This is a genomic window from Bosea sp. OAE506 (genome assembly GCF_040546595.1).
Taxonomy (GTDB): Bacteria; Pseudomonadota; Alphaproteobacteria; order Rhizobiales; family Beijerinckiaceae; genus Allobosea.
In genome coordinates, this window is record NZ_JBEPOB010000001.1 from 2141970 (window position 1) to 2157004 (window position 15035).

A 15035-nucleotide genomic window follows, 5' to 3' on the forward strand; every position below is an offset into this window, starting at 1 on the left:
TGACGGCGGCGCGCCGCAAGCGCATCAGACAGGGAGGAAGAGCACCATGGCCTGGCGTTTGAAGACTTTGGTGGCTGCATGTGCCGTCGTGGCGGGCGCCTCGCTGGGGCAGGCGCAGACCCTCAAGGTCGTGATGCATTCCGACGTGAAGATCGTCGATCCGATCTGGACGACGGCCTATATCGTCCGCAATCACGGCTACATGATCTACGACACGCTGTTCTCGATGGACGAGGCCGGCGCGATCAAGCCGCAGATGGTGGAGACCTTCACCGAGTCGCCGGACAAGCTGACCTATACCTTCAAGCTGCGCGACGGGCTGCTCTGGCATGACGGCAAGCCCGTCACCTCCGAAGACTGCATCGCCTCGATCAAGCGCTGGTCGGCCAAGGACCCCGTCGGCCAGAAGCTGATGACATTCGTCGAGACGATCACCGCCGATGACGCCAAGAGCTTCACGGTGAAGCTGAAATCGCCGACTGGCCTGCTGATCTTCGGGCTCGGCAAGCCATCGTCGAACGTGCCCTTCATGATGCCCGAGCGCGTCGCGAAGACCGACCCCAACACGCAGATCTCGGAGTTCATCGGGTCGGGCCCCTTCGTGCTGAAGCTCGACGAATGGAAGCCGGGCGACAAGATCGTCTACACGAAGTTCAAGGACTACAAGCCGCGCGCCGAGCCGGCCTCGGGCTTGGCCGGTGGCAAGGTTGCGAAGATCGAGCGGATCGAATGGCTGGCGGTCACCGACCAGCAGCAGGCGGTGAACGCGCTGCTGGCGGGCGAGATCGACATGATCGAGCAGCCGGCCTTCGACCTGATCCCGCTGGTCGCCAGCGACAAGAACATCAAGCTGTGGAACTACAATCCGCTCGGCTTGCAGTACACGATGCGCTTCAACCACACGCAGCCGCCCTTCGACAATCCGAAGGTCCGGCAGGCCGTGACCTATGCGCTCAACCAGAAGGACTTCCTCGAGGCGACCGTCGGCAATCCCGAATACTACGACGCCTGCAAGGCGATGTTCGTGTGCAAGACGCCGCTCGCCTCCGAGAAGGGCATGGAGGGGCTGCTCGAATCCAACTTCAAGAAGTCGCAGGAGCTGCTCAAGGAAGCCGGCTATGACGGCAAGCCGATCGTGCTGCTCCACTCGACCGACCTGCAGTCCCTGACCAATCTCGGGCCCGTCGCCAAGCAACTGCTCGAAAAGGGCGGCTTCAAGGTCGATATGCAGTCCTCCGACTGGCAGACGGTGGTGTCGCGCCGCGTGCGCAAGGACCCCGTCGACAAGGGCGGCTGGAACCTGATGCAGACCTCCTGGGTCTCGGCTGACATCCTCAACCCGGTGATGGCCGGTTTCTTCAATGCGAGCTGCGACAAGGCCGCGTTCGGCTGGCCCTGCGACGAGCAGATGGAGAAGCTGCGCGACGATTTCGCGCGCGAGCCCGATCCGGCCAAGCAGAAGGCGATCGCCGAGGCGGTGCAGATGCGCTGGCGCGAGGTCGTCACCCATGTCCATCTCGGCCAGTACAATGTGCCGATCGCGGCCCGGAAAAGCCTCACCGGCATCCTGACCGCGCCGGCGCCGGTGTTCTGGAATGTCGAGAAGAAGTGAGGGGACGAGGCTGATCGCGCGGACCCGGCCCTGATGCTTGGCTACATCCTGCGGCGCCTGCTGGCGACGATCCCCGTGCTGGTGATCGTCGCCGTCCTGGTCTTCCTCATGCTGCGCCTGACGCCGGGCGACCCGGCCGCGGTGATCGCCGGCGACAATGCGACGACCGAGCAGATCGCCTTGATCCGCAACCGGCTCGGGCTCGACAAGCCGATCCCGACGCAGTTCGCGATCTGGGCGGGCAACCTGATGCGGGGTGAGCTCGGGGAAAGCTTCTTCTTCAAGAAGCCGATCGGCGAGCTCATCGCGGGACGGATCGAGCCGACCCTGTCGCTCGCCTTCGCGACCATGCTGATCGCGATCTGCGTCGCGATCCCGCTCGGCGTGCTGGCGGCCTACAAGCACGGCTCCTGGATCGACCGGATCGTGATGGGGTTCTCGGTGCTGGGCTTCTCGGTCCCGGTCTTCGTCATCGGCTACGCGCTGATCTATGTCTTCGCGATCACGCTGGGCTGGTTTCCGGTCCAGGGCTACCAGCCGATCTCGAGCGGGTTCGGCGGCTTCCTGCAGCGTCTGGTGCTGCCGGCCGTGACGCTCTCGGTGATCTACATCGCGCTGATCGCGCGGATGACGCGGGCGAGCGTGCTCGAGGTTCTGAACGAGGATTACATCCGCACCGCGCGCGCCAAGGGGCAGGTTGAGCGCAAGATCCTGTTCCGCCATGCGCTCAAGAACGCGGCGGTGCCGATCGTCACCGTCGTCGGCATCGGCATCGCGCTGCTGATCGGGGGGGTCGTGGTCACCGAGAGCGTCTATGCGATCCCCGGCCTCGGCCGGCTCACGGTCGATGCGGTGCTGGCGCGCGACTACCCGACCATCCAGGCCGTCATCCTGCTGTTCTCGGGCGTCTATGTCGGCATCAACCTGCTGATCGACCTCGCCTACAGCCTGTTCGACCCGAGGATCCGCTATTGAGCGCCGAGCCGACACTCCTGGCGCCCGCCGCCTCCGAGCCGGTTGCGCCGGCGCGGACGGTGCTGAGGCGCCTGCTGCACAACCCCGTGGTCGTGATCGGGGCCGGGGTGCTGTTGCTGATGGCGCTGCTGGGGCTGCTCGCGCCCATGCTCGGCACGATGGATCCGACCGCGATCAATCCCAGCACGCGCAACCGCGTGCCGGGCTTCGAGCGGACGATCCGCGCCGACGACGGCACGACGACGGTCTTCAAGCACCGTATGGGCACGGATTCGCTGGGCCGCGACGTCTATAGCCGCGTCGTCTACGGCGCCCGCGTGTCGCTGCTGATCGCCGTCTCCGTCGCCTCGATCGCGATCGCCATCGGCCTCGTGATCGGGCTGGTGGCCGGCTATGTCCGGCCGCTCGACGGCATCATCATGCGCTTCATGGACGGGCTGATGGCGATCCCCGGCATCCTGCTGGCTATCGCCGTCGTGTCGTTGTTCCGCAGCGGCCTGACTTCGGTGATCGCCGCGATCATCGTGCCCGAAATCCCCCGTGTCGTGCGGGTGGTCCGCTCGATCGTGCTGTCGGTGCGCGAGGAACCCTATGTCGAGGCCGCGATCATGGCCGGCACGCGGCTGCCCAAGCTGATGGTCCGCCATATCCTGCCCAACACTATCGCGCCGCTGATCGTGCAGGGCACCTTCATCGCAGCGTCGGCGATCCTGGTGGAGGCGATCCTGTCCTTCCTCGGCATCGGCATCCCGCCGGAGATCCCGACCTGGGGCAACATCATGGCGGAGGGGCGCAACCTCTTCCGCGTCTTCCCGCACAACATCCTCTATCCCGGCATCTTCCTCGGTATCACCGTGCTGGCCGTCAACATGCTGGGCGACGGGCTGCGCGACACCCTCGACCCGAAGATGACCGGCCGATGAGCGATGCACAGACACCCGTCCTGGAGATCGCCGGGCTGAACATCGCCTTGCCCGGTGGCGGCGACCGGGCGCTGGCTGTCGACAATGTCTCGCTCAGCGTTGGCGCGGGCGAGATCGTCTGCGTCGTCGGCGAGTCGGGCTCGGGCAAGTCCGTCACCGCCTTCTCGGTGATGGGGCTGCTCGCCAAGGCGCTGAAGCCCGTGGCGGGGGCCATCAGGCTGGAGGGCGAGGATCTGCTGACGGCGTCGCCGCAGCGGCTGCGGGCGCTGCGCGGCGACCGCATGGCGATGATCTTCCAGGAGCCGATGACGGCGCTGAACCCGGTGCTGACGATCGGCGACCAGATCGAGGAGGTGCTGCGCATCCACACCGATCTCGGCCCGGCTGAGCGGCGCGCGCAGGTTCTCGCCATGCTGGAGGCGATGCGCCTGCCCGAGCCGGAGCGGATGCACGCCTCCTATCCGCACCAGATCTCGGGTGGGCAGCGCCAGCGCGTGATGATCGCCGCCGCGCTGATCCTCGATCCCGCGCTGCTGATCGCCGACGAGCCGACAACCGCGCTCGACGTCACCACGCAGGCGCAGATCCTGAAGCTGATCAAGGACATGCAGAGCCGTCGCGGCACGGGCGTCCTGTTCATCACCCATGATTTCGGGGTCGTCGCGGAAATCGCCGACCGGGTCGTGGTGATGGAGAAGGGCCGCGTCGTCGAGCAGGGCGCCGCGGCCGATGTCCTGACGCGCCCGCAGCATCCCTACACTCAGATGCTGATCGCTGCGGTTCCCAGCCTGAAGCCCGCGCAGCGCCAGCCGGTGCTCGGGCCGCTCGCGCTGGAAACGGCCGGGCTCGGCAAGACCTACAGTTCCAAGGCGCTGTTCCGGAAGGAGCGGGTCGTCCACGCGGCGAAGGACGTTGCGATCCGCGTGCGGCGGGGCGAGACGGTCGGCATCGTCGGGGAGTCGGGCTCGGGCAAGACCACGGTCGCGCGCTGCATCGCGCGGCTGATGCCACCCAGCGTCGGCTCCATCCTGGTGCCGGACATCGACATCGCGCAGCTGCCCGAGCGGCGGCTGAGGCCCTATCGCCGCAAGATCCAGGTGGTCTTCCAGGACCCATTTCGCTCGCTCAATCCGCGCCGGACGGTCGGGGCCTCGATCATCGAGGGGCCGATGAATTTCGGCCTCGGCGAGACGGAGGCGCTGCAGCGGGCGCGCGACCTGATGGCACTGGTCGGCCTGCAGCCCAATGCGCTGGAGCGCTATCCGCACCAGTTCTCGGGCGGGCAGCGCCAGCGCATCGCGATCGCCCGGGCTCTGGCGATGGAGCCGGAGATCCTGATCGCAGACGAGGCGGTCTCGGCGCTCGACGTCTCCGTGCAGAAGCAGGTGCTGGCGCTGCTGGCCGATGTGCAGGCGCGCTTCAACCTGGCGATCCTGTTCATCACCCATGATCTGCGGGTGGCCGCCCAGATCTGCGACCGCATCGTTGTGATGGAAAAGGGGGTTGTCGTCGAGCAGGGCGCGACCTCGCAGGTCTTCGCTGCGCCGGCGCATGCCTATACACGTGCCCTGATCGAGGCCGCGCCAGGTCGCGATTTCGCCACGGGCACCGCCACCGTTGACGCGGTCGATGCCTGACCGGATAGTCCCGCTCCCTCGGGGGTCGACGGAAGCGGGCGCATGGACGACGAAATCCTCTACGTGGTGGACAACGGGATCGGCACGATCACGCTCAACCGCCCCCAGGCCCGCAACGCGCTGACCTTCGCGATGTATGAGCGGCTGGCGGCCATCTGCAGCGACCCGGCCGCGCATGGCGCGCCGAAGGTGCTGGTCGTCACCGGCGCCGGCGACCGCGCCTTCGCCGCCGGAACCGACATCGCGCAGTTCCGCAGCTTCGCCTCGGCGCAGGATGCGCTGGATTACGAGGAGAAGATCGAGCGGGTCATCACCGCCATCGAGTGCTGCCCGGTGCCGATGATCGCGGCGATCGCGGGGGCGGTGACCGGCGGCGGCGCCAGCATTGCCTGCGCCTGCGACATCCGCATCGCCACGCCGACGGCCCGCTTCGGCTTTCCGATCGCGCGCACGCTGGGCAACTGCCTGTCGATGGCGAACTACGCCCGACTCGCGGCGCTCCTGGGGCCGGCCCGGGTCAAGGACATCGTCTTCACCGCGCGGCTGATCGAGGCGGAGGAGGGGCACCGCGTCGGCCTCTACAGCGAGATCGTCGCCGATCACGCGGCGCTGATGAGCCGGGCCCGCGAACTGGCGACGACCATCGCCGGGCATGCGCCGCTGACCATGCGGGCCACGAAGGAGGCGCTGCGCCGGCTGACCGCGGCCACGGTGCCCGCCGATGGCGGCGACGACCTGGTGGTGATGTGCTACGACAGCGCCGATTTCCGCGAGGGCATGGAGGCTTTCCTCGGCAAGCGGCCTGCGCTCTGGCAGGGTCGCTGAGGCGACAGGCCGGCGGCGGGTTTACGCTTCGGCCTTCTATCGCCTAGATGCGCCTATTGAACGGGAGCGATGGCGGCCTTGCCGACGAGTTCGAGGTTTCTGGTAACGGGTGGCGCGGGCTTCATCGGCTCGGCCGTGGTGCGCAGGCTGATCGCCGAGACGGACGCGACCGTCTGCGTCGTCGACAAGCTGACCTATGCCGGCAATCTGGCGTCGCTGGCGCCGGTCTCTTCCGATCCGCGCTATCGCTTCGAGAAGGCGGATATCGCCGACGGCGAGCGGATGCGGGCGATCTTCGCTGATTTCGACCCCGATATCGTGCTGCATCTCGCCGCCGAAAGTCATGTCGACCGCTCGATCGACGGGCCGGGCGCCTTCATCGACACCAATATCGTCGGTTCCTTCGTGCTGCTGCAGGAGGCGCTGCGGCACTGGCGCGGGCTCGATGGCGTGCGGCGCGAGGCCTTTCGCTTCCACCACATCTCGACCGACGAGGTCTTCGGCTCGCTCGGGCCCGATGGGTTGTTCGACGAGGCGACGGCCTATGCGCCGACCTCGCCCTATTCTGCCTCCAAGGCGGCTTCCGACCATCTGGTGCGGGCCTGGCACCACACCTATGGGCTGCCGACGCTCGTCACCAACTGCTCGAACAATTACGGGCCCTATCATTTCCCGGAAAAGCTGATTCCGCTGATGATCATCAACGCGGTCGAGGGCAAGCCGCTGCCGATCTATGGCGATGGCCGCAATGTGCGCGACTGGCTCTATGTCGAGGACCATGCCGAGGCGCTGCTGCTGGTGGCGCAGCAGGGCCGGCCGGGCGAGACCTATGCGATCGGCGGATCGGCCGAGATGTCGAACCGGGAGGTCGTCGGTGCGATCTGCGCGCTGCTCGACGAGATGCGGCCCGATCCCGCCGGGCCGCATGCGCGGCTGATCACCCATGTCGCAGACCGGCCCGGCCATGATGCGCGCTATGCGATCGACGCCGGCAAGATCCGCCGCGAGCTCGGCTGGGCGCCGAGGCAGAGCTTCGCCAGCGGTCTGCGCCGCACCGTGGAATGGTATCTCGCCCATGCCGACTGGTGGAACGACATCCGCTCCGGGGTCTATCGCGGCGAGCGTCTCGGCACCGGTGCGGTCCCGGCGGCCGATGGGGGCCGCTGACGATGCTGCACGTCGAGTCGACGGCGCTGCCGGCGGTCAGGATCATCGAATCCAAGCGGTTCGGCGACCATCGCGGTTTCTTTTCGGAGACCTATAGCCGCCAGGCCTTCGCCGAGGCCGGGATCACGCTCGATTTCGTGCAGGACAATCATTCACTCTCGGCGGCGGTAGGCACACTGCGCGGCCTGCATTTCCAGGCGCCGCCCTTCGCGCAGGACAAGCTGATCCGTGTGCCGCGCGGGCGCATCCTCGACATCGCGGTCGATATCCGCGTCTCCTCGCCGGATTTCGGCAAGTTTGTGGCGGTCGAGCTGTCGGCGGCGAACTGGCGGCAGATGCTGGTGCCCGCCGGCTTCGCCCATGGCTTCGTCACGCTCGAGCCCGACACTGAGGTGATCTACAAGGTCAGCGCGCCCTATGCGCCGGAGCATGACCACGGCCTCGCCTTCGACGATCCCGCGCTCGGCATCGATTGGGGCCTGCCGGCAGAGCGCCTGATCCTCTCCGACAAGGACCGCCGGCACCCGCGCCTGGCCGAGCTGCCGCGGTATTTCGCGTGAGGGTCGTCGTCACCGGACGCGAGGGCCAAGTCGCGCGGGCGCTGGCCGAGCGCGCGCCGGCCGCGGGCGTGACGCTGATCGCCCTTGGGCGGCCGGAACTCGATCTCGAACGCCCGCAGACGATCGCGCCGGCGCTGGCGGCGGCACGGCCGGACATCGTCGTCAACGCCGCCGCCCATACGGCGGTCGATCTCGCCGAGAGCGAGGAGGCGCAGGCCTTCGCGGTCAACGCCGCCGGTGCGGGCGCGGTCGCCGCCGCGGCGAGGACGCTTGGCGTGCCCGTGATCCAGATCTCGACCGATTATGTCTTCGACGGCAGCTCGCCGCAGCCTTATCGCGAGGACGACGCGACCGGTCCGGTGTCGGCCTATGGCCGCAGCAAGCTGGCCGGCGAGCAGGCCGTGGCGGCGGCGACGCCCGATCACGCCATCCTTCGTACCGCATGGGTCTATGCGCCCTACGGCCGGAACTTCGTTCGCACCATGCTGCGGCTGGGCGAGAGCCGCGACGAGGTGTCGGTCGTCTGCGACCAGATCGGCTGCCCGAGCTCGGCCCTCGACATTGCGGACGCGGTTTTGTCCGTGGCGCGAAACCTCGCCGGCGCGCCTGCCGAGCCGGTTCTGCGCGGCGTCTTCCACATGGCCGCGCAGGGCGAGGCCGACTGGGCGTCCTTCGCGGAGGCGATTTTCGCGGAGGCGGCCGCGCTCGGGCGCCGGCCCGTCGCGGTCCGGCGCATCGTCACCAGCGATTATCCGACGCCGGCGCGACGGCCGGCCAATTCCCGCCTCGACGGGACGAAGCTCGCCGCCGCGCATGGTGTGCGGCTGCCGCCCTGGCGCGGTTCGCTCGCCGCCTGCGTCGCGCGGCTGCTGCAGCAGGAAGCATTGGAACAGAAGCCATGAAGGGCATCATTCTCGCCGGCGGATCCGGCACGCGGCTCCACCCGATGACGCTCGCGATGTCGAAGCAGCTTCTGCCTGTCTACGACAAGCCGATGATCTACTACCCGCTGACCACGCTGATGCTGGCGGATATCCGGGACATCCTGATCATCTCCACCCCCTTCGACCTGCCGCATTTCCAGCGCCTGCTCGGCGACGGCTCGGAATGGGGGCTGAGGCTGAGCTATGCCGAGCAGCCCCATCCCGGCGGGCTGGCGCAGGCCTATCTGATCGGGGCCGATTTCGTCGCCGGCGAGCCTTCGGCGCTGATCCTCGGCGACAATCTCTTCTACGGTCACGCGCTGACGGCGATGATGCGCGCGGCGCGCCAGCGCCAGGGCGGGGCCACCGTCTTCGCCTATCAGGTGCGCGATCCCGAACGTTACGGCGTCGTCAGCTTCGACGCCGCGGGCAAGGCCCTCTCGATCGAAGAGAAGCCCAAGGCCCCCCGCTCCAACTGGGCGGTGACGGGTCTCTATTTCTACGACGCGCAGGTCGTCGAGATCGCTGCCTCGCTCGCCCCCTCGCCACGGGGCGAACTCGAGATCACCGACGTCAACCGCGCCTATCTGGCGCGAGGCGAACTCGCCGTGGAGCGCATGGGGCGCGGTTTCGCCTGGCTCGACACCGGCACGCCCGACAGCCTGCTGCAGGCGAGCGAGTTCGTCCGCACGCTGGAAAGCCGCCAGGATCTGCGGATCGCCTGCCCCGAGGAAATCGCCTGCCGCCAGGGCTGGATCGACACAGCCCAGCTCGAGACCCTTGGCTCCCGATTGTCGAAAAGCGACTACGGGCAATATCTGCTGCGGATGGCCGCCGAAATCGCCGCGGCTCCGGGCGAGCAGACCGAGTTCTGACGTAAGGCGAAGCCAGTCCTGTGCCGAAACAGGCCAGAACAGGCTGGCCTCGTTCTTGCAAAACGGACCGCAAGAGAGTGGCGGGAGGTTCCGGTGGCCGACATCAAGACGATACAGGCCTTCGATTCCTGCGTCTGCGGTGCGGTGTCGGTCGTGGCGCCGCCCGTGATCGCGGACGATGCACCGGTCACCTGCGGTGGCTGTTCCCGGGTTATCGGATCCTGGCTCGGCTACAAATCCTTCGTCGGTCGCGCGCTCGAGCGGGAAACGGGCGGGTCCGCCCGATCGGGCTGGATCTGCGTGGATCCGATGCCAATGGGCGTGGCTCTCGCGGCTCCCTCGGGCGGCGCGTGGCGGCCCCTGGTTTCATAGGGCTGGGGAAGCTGTCGATCTCCGCAGCGCGACGAGCGGCCCAGACGGCGCCAAGGGATGGCACCTGCGGAGCGAGGGGCGGTCATATCGTTGAAGTCGGCCGGGTCTATCGGCTGAGCGCCCGGATCCGCGAAGGACTTGGGCGACCCGTCTCCGCATGGTAAGCGCGCTACGGGATTGGTTTGGGACGGTTTTGGGGAGTGTCCGATGAAGATCGTGATGGTCGGGTCAGGTTATGTCGGGCTGGTGTCCGGCGCCTGCTTCGCGGATTTCGGCCATGAGGTCGTCTGCGTCGACAAGATGGAGAGTAAGATCGCGGCGCTGAAGCAGGGCGAGATCCCGATCTTCGAGCCCGGCCTGTCGGAACTCGTGCGCAGCAATGCCGAGGCCGGGCGCCTGTCCTTCACGACCGATCTGGCCGGGCCGGTCGCCCAGGCGGATTCGGTCTTCATCGCGGTCGGCACCCCCTCGCGGCGTGGCGACGGCTTTGCCGACCTATCCTATGTCTATGCCGCGGCGCGCGAGATCGCCCATGCGCTCGACGGCTACACCGTCATCGTGACGAAATCGACGGTGCCGGTCGGGACCGGCGACGAGGTCGAGCGGATCATCCGCGAGCTGCGCCCGGATGCCGATTTCGCCGTCGTCTCGAATCCCGAATTCCTGCGCGAGGGCGCGGCGATCGACGACTTCAAGCGCCCGGACCGCATCGTCATCGGCACGGACGACCCGCGCGCCCAGACGCTGATGGCCGATGTCTACCGGCCGCTCTACCTCAACAGCGCGCCGATCCTGAACACCAGCCGCCGCACGGCCGAGCTGACCAAATACGCCGCCAACGCCTTCCTCGCGACGAAGATCACCTTCATCAACGAAATGGCGGATCTGTGCGAGCAGGTCGGCGCCAATGTGCAGGACGTGGCGCGCGGCATGGGCCTCGACAACCGCATCGGGAGCAAGTTCCTGCATGCCGGGCCGGGCTATGGCGGCTCCTGCTTCCCGAAGGACACGCTGGCGCTGATCAAGACGGCGCAGGATTACGGAACGCCCTCGCGCATCGTCGAGGCTGTCGCCTCCGTCAACGATCTGCGCAAGCGGGCGATGGCGAAGAAGGTCGTCGCGGCCTGCGGCGGCTCGGTGCGCGGCAAGACCATCGCCGTGCTGGGTCTGACCTTCAAGCCGAACACCGACGACATGCGCGACGCGCCTTCGCTGTCGATCGTCACCGCGCTGCAGGATGGCGGCGCGACCATCCGCGCCTTCGATCCGGAGGGCATGGAGCAGGCCAAGGGCATGCTGCCGGGCGGCGTCGTCTACTGCAACGACGCCTATGAATGCGTCGAGGGTGCGCATGCGGCGGTGATCGTCACCGAGTGGAACATCTTCCGCGCGCTCGATTTCCAGCGGCTCAAGGCTACCATGGCGGCGCCGGTCCTCATCGATCTACGCAATGTCTACCGGGCCGAACAGGTCCGCGCCAAGGGTTTTACCTATGTCGATGTCGGGCGTGGTGTCCTCGCGCCCGAGGCAAGGAAGAAATATAACGCAGCCTAACTCCTATACGGTTTGCCTGAGACTTATCCCCGGCACCTCGGGGCATGCCTAGACTTCCCCTCCATCCAGCGAGGGGATCAATCATGCTTGCCTTCCATGAGGAGTATCCGCTGAATTCGGGGCGCCTGGCCCAGGCGCCGCAATTCTCCGACACCATCTATGACATCGTGCTCGCCGCCGACACGCTGCTGCGCGTGGCCATTCCCGCCGGGGCGCGCTTCGTCTCGCTCTCCTTCGACGGCGATGTCCGGGTCAAGGCGGGGCTCGTCGACACCGCGCTGACCCTGCCCGCGGCGACGGTGACCGACGGCAGCGGCAGCGCCCTCAATCCCGGGGTCAGGCGGCTGCCGGCGGCGGCGACGCATCTGTGCCTGCGGGCGGCGACCGCCTGCAAGGGCTCGCTCGAATACTGGGGCTGACCATGGTCGCACAGCCCGTTACCCTGACGCGCCGCCGGCGCGACCCGCTCGATCTGGCGCGCCTGACGCCCGCGGGCAAGCGCGCCTGGTTCGAGGCGCCGGCCTATGCCGACTTCGCGGCCATCGCCGATTTTTCGGCCGACCGCTACGCCATCACCACCGTGCCGCTCGCCGGCATTGCCGGGGCGAGCGCGGCGGCGCTGCGCGTCAAGCGGGCGGCGAGCTTCGCTGAGCTGATCGCCTTCACCTGCAGCTCGGGCCCGGCGCGCTCCTATCTCGACGCGCAAGGCGTGATGCGGGCCGATCTCGCCGCCGACCAGCCGCGCTTCGACTGGACGAACGGGCGCCGGCAGCTCGCGCTCAACGGCGCCTCCGCCAATCTGCTGCTGAACAGCGCCGCTCCGGCCAGCCAGAGCCTAGCGGTGACGGCGCAGAGCTATGCGCTCTCCTTCACCGGCACGGGCAGCATCGCGCTGTCCGGCGCGTCGAGCGCCGGGCCGCTGGCGGGGGCGGGCGCCGCGAGCCGCGTCTCACTCGTCTTCACTCCGGCGGCCGGCACGCTGACGCTGACGATGAGCGGCGATGTCCGCCTCGCCCAGCTCGAGGCCAACAGCTTCGCCTCGCCCTACATCGCGACAGTCGGCGCGGCGGTGAGCCGGGCGGCGGAGACGGCCGAACTCTCGCCCGTGCTGGAGGCGCTGCTTCAACGCAGCGCCGCGACGCTCGCGGTGCGCGGCCAGAGGCTGGAGCGGAATGCAGCCCGCATTGTCGGCGTCAACGGAACCTCCTCGTTGCTGCGCGCCCAGTCGAACCGCTTGTCCGTGCTGATGGACGGCTCGGCGCAACTTGCCACAGCGGCGGGGGCCGATCTGCGCATGAGCAGCTACGCCGCCGCCTGCGCCTTCGACGGAACCGGTCGCTCCGTGGCCCGCAACGGCGTCGCGGTCGTCACCGACACGGGTTCTCCGCCGTCGAGCCGCGGCAGCGTCTATCTCGGGCGGGACGCGGCTAACACTGCAACAGCTTATGGTGATGGCTGGTATGAATATTTGGGTATCGCGCCGACCCGGCTTTCAGAGGGTAAGATTCAAGAAATTATTTTATACTGATAGATTAATTTCTCGTAAATATTATGTTATTTTATAACAATTTTTATCTAGTCACGGCGGCTGCACGGAGGCTGAAATCGAATTTTATGAAGACTGATGAAATGACCGCTTCGTGCTTGGCATTGCGGCAATGCCGCGCCTCATGCGGGGTTCAGCAGGGCATTGTGACAATCATGCTCGGGCGCCATCCGGCATTGTGCGATCAAACTGATCAGATCGAATGGCAAATCTTTGGTAGCAAAACTCTGTTGCCCAATCTGCCTGTAGCGCTGCAGTTCCTCGTAAGCAGTCGCCGACACCAAATAGGTGCTAACTCGGCCATGGCTCTTCACGGCTATAGGTTCGCGCTGTGCTATGTCCATGTAGCGGCTGAAATTCTTGATGAGTTCGGCAGCCGTCGCTTCTGCCATTGTAAGCTCCCAAAGCTGTTCGGCAACCGACAACACCGTGTAAGCTCCGGCGTGCACCCAACCGGCCGCTGAAATAGCGCTCTTTACGATATTGTTGCCAGTCAACCTTAGCAACTGAGGTGTCGACGCCCAGCCGCTGCGTTTACCGCGCGTTCTGGAAGGCCTTCGGGCTGAAGACGGTGCGCAGCAGGATCGCGAGGTCGAGCCAGAACGACCAGTTGTCGACATACCAGTGATCATAGGCGATGCGACGCGCCATCTTCTCGTCGGTATCGGTTTCGCCGCGCAACCCGTTCACCTGTGCCCAGCCGGTGATCCCCGGGCGGACGTTGTGACGCCGGGCATAGAGCGCGATCTTGCGCTCGAAGGCCTCGTCATGCGCCAGCGCATGGGGGCGCGGCCCGACCAGCGACATCTGCCCAGCGAGCACGTTGAGCAACTGCGGCAGCTCGTCGAGATTGGTGCGGCGCAGCAGCCGCCCGACGCGGGTGACACGCGGGTCGTCGCGCCGGGCCTGGACGATGACGTGGCCGTCGTCGGTCGTCGTCATCGTGCGGAACTTGAAGATCCGGAAGGCCTCCTGATTGAAGCCGTAGCGTCGCTGCCGGAACAGCACGGGGCCCGGCGAATCGAGGCGGATCGCCAGGGCCACCAGAAGCAGCAGCGGGGCCGACAGGACCAGGATGGCGAAGGCGGCGACGAAGTCGAAGGCGCGCTTCAGCGCGATCTCCGCCAGGGAGAGCGGCGGCCGGGTCAGGCGCAGGCTCGTCAGGCTGCCGGTGCGCACGATGTGGGGCCGCTCGAAGCGATCCATGATCTTTTCCGGTGTGAGATGGATCGCGACGGGCAGCGTCATGAAGGCGGCGATGCAGGCGTCGATCGTCTCCTGGTCCGACCAGGGCAGCGCGATGAAGACCGAGTCGGGGCGCTTGGTCCGGCAGGTCGCGACCGCGCTGGCGAGATCGGCGGCGAGCGCAGCCGCGGGGTCGTTGATCCGGCGGGCATCGTTGCTGCGCAGGAAGGCGACATCGATGATCGCGTAGCCGACATTCCAGGGCTGGTGGCGCGAGACGAAGGACATCACGTCCGGCTCGCGACCGATGAGGAAGACGCGTTCGCTGGTGATGCGCCCGGTCTTGCTGCCGATCGATATCGTCCGGACCATGGCCGAGCGCGCCAGAGCAATGACGGGGATGCCCACCAGATAGCTCGCCAGCACGACACCGCGGGAATAGTGGTCGGCGATCTTGGCCAGGAACAGGATGGCGATGAAGGCGACCATCGTGACGTTCCAGAGCGAGAAGGCCGATGCGATCTGCCCCTTGGTCGAGAGGTAGTTGGCAAGCTGGTAGCGGCCGCGCGTGGCGTTCACGAAGACGAAGATGGCGGCGAGCATGAGGGCGAGTTCGAGCGTGGCCTTGTCGGCGCGGGCATCGCCATAGACCGGCAGGTGATAGGCCAGCGAGACGAGGCCGACCATCACCAGGATCACCACCGCATCGGCCGCCGCCGTGATCAGCCAGAGCCAGTGACGCAGCATGTGGGCGCGGGCGTCGCGCGCCGCAAAGGCTGCCGGTGCGATGTCGTTGACGCTCATGGGCGCGCTCACTCCGCGATGCACCTGGGCGCGCTGTGCCGCTCCGGCACAGGCTGCGCATTCGGCGCTGTCGGGGT

At 67.1% G+C, this 15035-nt stretch carries 15 protein-coding genes; 13 read left to right on the forward strand and 2 right to left on the reverse strand.

All coding sequences use genetic code 11. The features are described from left to right. Positions 1-46: 46 nt before the first annotated feature. From ABIE41_RS10385 to ABIE41_RS10445, 13 genes are all read left to right on the forward strand, one after another. Positions 47-1612 carry an ABC transporter substrate-binding protein gene (locus tag ABIE41_RS10385; RefSeq protein ID WP_192644393.1) on the forward strand — a complete coding sequence of 522 codons (1566 nt, stop codon included), beginning with the start codon at positions 47-49 and terminating at the stop codon, positions 1610-1612. A gap of 33 nt (positions 1613-1645) precedes the next feature. Continuing rightward, positions 1646-2587, forward strand: a complete 942-nt coding sequence (locus tag ABIE41_RS10390; RefSeq protein ID WP_192644394.1) for an ABC transporter permease — start codon at positions 1646-1648, stop codon at positions 2585-2587. Then, positions 2584-3510 carry an ABC transporter permease gene (locus ABIE41_RS10395; RefSeq protein ID WP_192644395.1) on the forward strand — a complete coding sequence of 309 codons (927 nt, stop codon included), beginning with the start codon at positions 2584-2586 and terminating at the stop codon, positions 3508-3510. The genes ABIE41_RS10390 and ABIE41_RS10395 overlap by 4 nt, the downstream gene beginning before the upstream one ends. After that, on the forward strand, positions 3507-5147 hold the full coding sequence (locus ABIE41_RS10400; protein ID WP_192644396.1) for an ABC transporter ATP-binding protein: 1641 nt from the start codon (positions 3507-3509) through the stop codon (positions 5145-5147). The genes ABIE41_RS10395 and ABIE41_RS10400 overlap by 4 nt, the downstream gene beginning before the upstream one ends. 42 nt (positions 5148-5189) lie before the next feature. Continuing rightward, complete coding sequence (locus ABIE41_RS10405; RefSeq protein WP_192644397.1) at positions 5190-5972, forward strand: enoyl-CoA hydratase/isomerase family protein; 783 nt, start codon at positions 5190-5192, stop codon at positions 5970-5972. Between the two features lie 69 nt (positions 5973-6041). After that, positions 6042-7139 carry a dTDP-glucose 4,6-dehydratase gene (gene rfbB, locus ABIE41_RS10410; protein WP_192644398.1) on the forward strand — a complete coding sequence of 366 codons (1098 nt, stop codon included), beginning with the start codon at positions 6042-6044 and terminating at the stop codon, positions 7137-7139. A 2-nt stretch (positions 7140-7141) separates the two neighbouring features. Beyond that, positions 7142-7699 carry a dTDP-4-dehydrorhamnose 3,5-epimerase gene (rfbC, locus tag ABIE41_RS10415; protein WP_192644399.1) on the forward strand — a complete coding sequence of 186 codons (558 nt, stop codon included), beginning with the start codon at positions 7142-7144 and terminating at the stop codon, positions 7697-7699. Then, positions 7696-8601, forward strand: coding sequence for a dTDP-4-dehydrorhamnose reductase (gene rfbD, locus ABIE41_RS10420; RefSeq protein ID WP_192644400.1), 906 nt, complete (start codon positions 7696-7698; stop codon positions 8599-8601). The genes rfbC and rfbD overlap by 4 nt, the downstream gene beginning before the upstream one ends. Then, on the forward strand, positions 8598-9497 hold the full coding sequence (gene rfbA / locus ABIE41_RS10425; RefSeq protein WP_192644401.1) for a glucose-1-phosphate thymidylyltransferase RfbA: 900 nt from the start codon (positions 8598-8600) through the stop codon (positions 9495-9497). The genes rfbD and rfbA overlap by 4 nt, the downstream gene beginning before the upstream one ends. Before the next feature lie 93 nt (positions 9498-9590). Next, on the forward strand, positions 9591-9869 hold the full coding sequence (locus ABIE41_RS10430; protein WP_192644402.1) for a hypothetical protein: 279 nt from the start codon (positions 9591-9593) through the stop codon (positions 9867-9869). A gap of 207 nt (positions 9870-10076) precedes the next feature. Then, complete coding sequence (locus ABIE41_RS10435; RefSeq protein ID WP_192644403.1) at positions 10077-11423, forward strand: UDP-glucose dehydrogenase family protein; 1347 nt, start codon at positions 10077-10079, stop codon at positions 11421-11423. Between the two features lie 83 nt (positions 11424-11506). Beyond that, the gene (locus ABIE41_RS10440) at positions 11507-11842 is read left to right on the forward strand and encodes a hypothetical protein (RefSeq protein ID WP_192644404.1); all 336 of its coding nucleotides are present in this window, start codon (positions 11507-11509) and stop codon (positions 11840-11842) included. Between the two features lie 2 nt (positions 11843-11844). Further along, the gene (locus tag ABIE41_RS10445) at positions 11845-12951 is read left to right on the forward strand and encodes a hypothetical protein (protein WP_192644405.1); all 1107 of its coding nucleotides are present in this window, start codon (positions 11845-11847) and stop codon (positions 12949-12951) included. Positions 12952-13091: 140 nt separating this feature from the next. On the opposite strand, the gene ABIE41_RS10450 is transcribed toward ABIE41_RS10445, so the two are convergent. Together ABIE41_RS10450 and ABIE41_RS10455 are read right to left on the reverse strand one after the other, a co-directional pair. Further along, on the reverse strand, positions 13092-13361 hold the full coding sequence (locus ABIE41_RS10450; protein ID WP_192644406.1) for a type II toxin-antitoxin system Phd/YefM family antitoxin: 270 nt from the start codon (positions 13359-13361) through the stop codon (positions 13092-13094). 142 nt (positions 13362-13503) lie between these two features. Then, entirely contained in the window at positions 13504-14958 is a 1455-nt protein-coding gene (locus tag ABIE41_RS10455) for an undecaprenyl-phosphate glucose phosphotransferase (protein ID WP_192644407.1), read from the reverse strand. Positions 14959-15035: the final 77 nt, after the last annotated feature.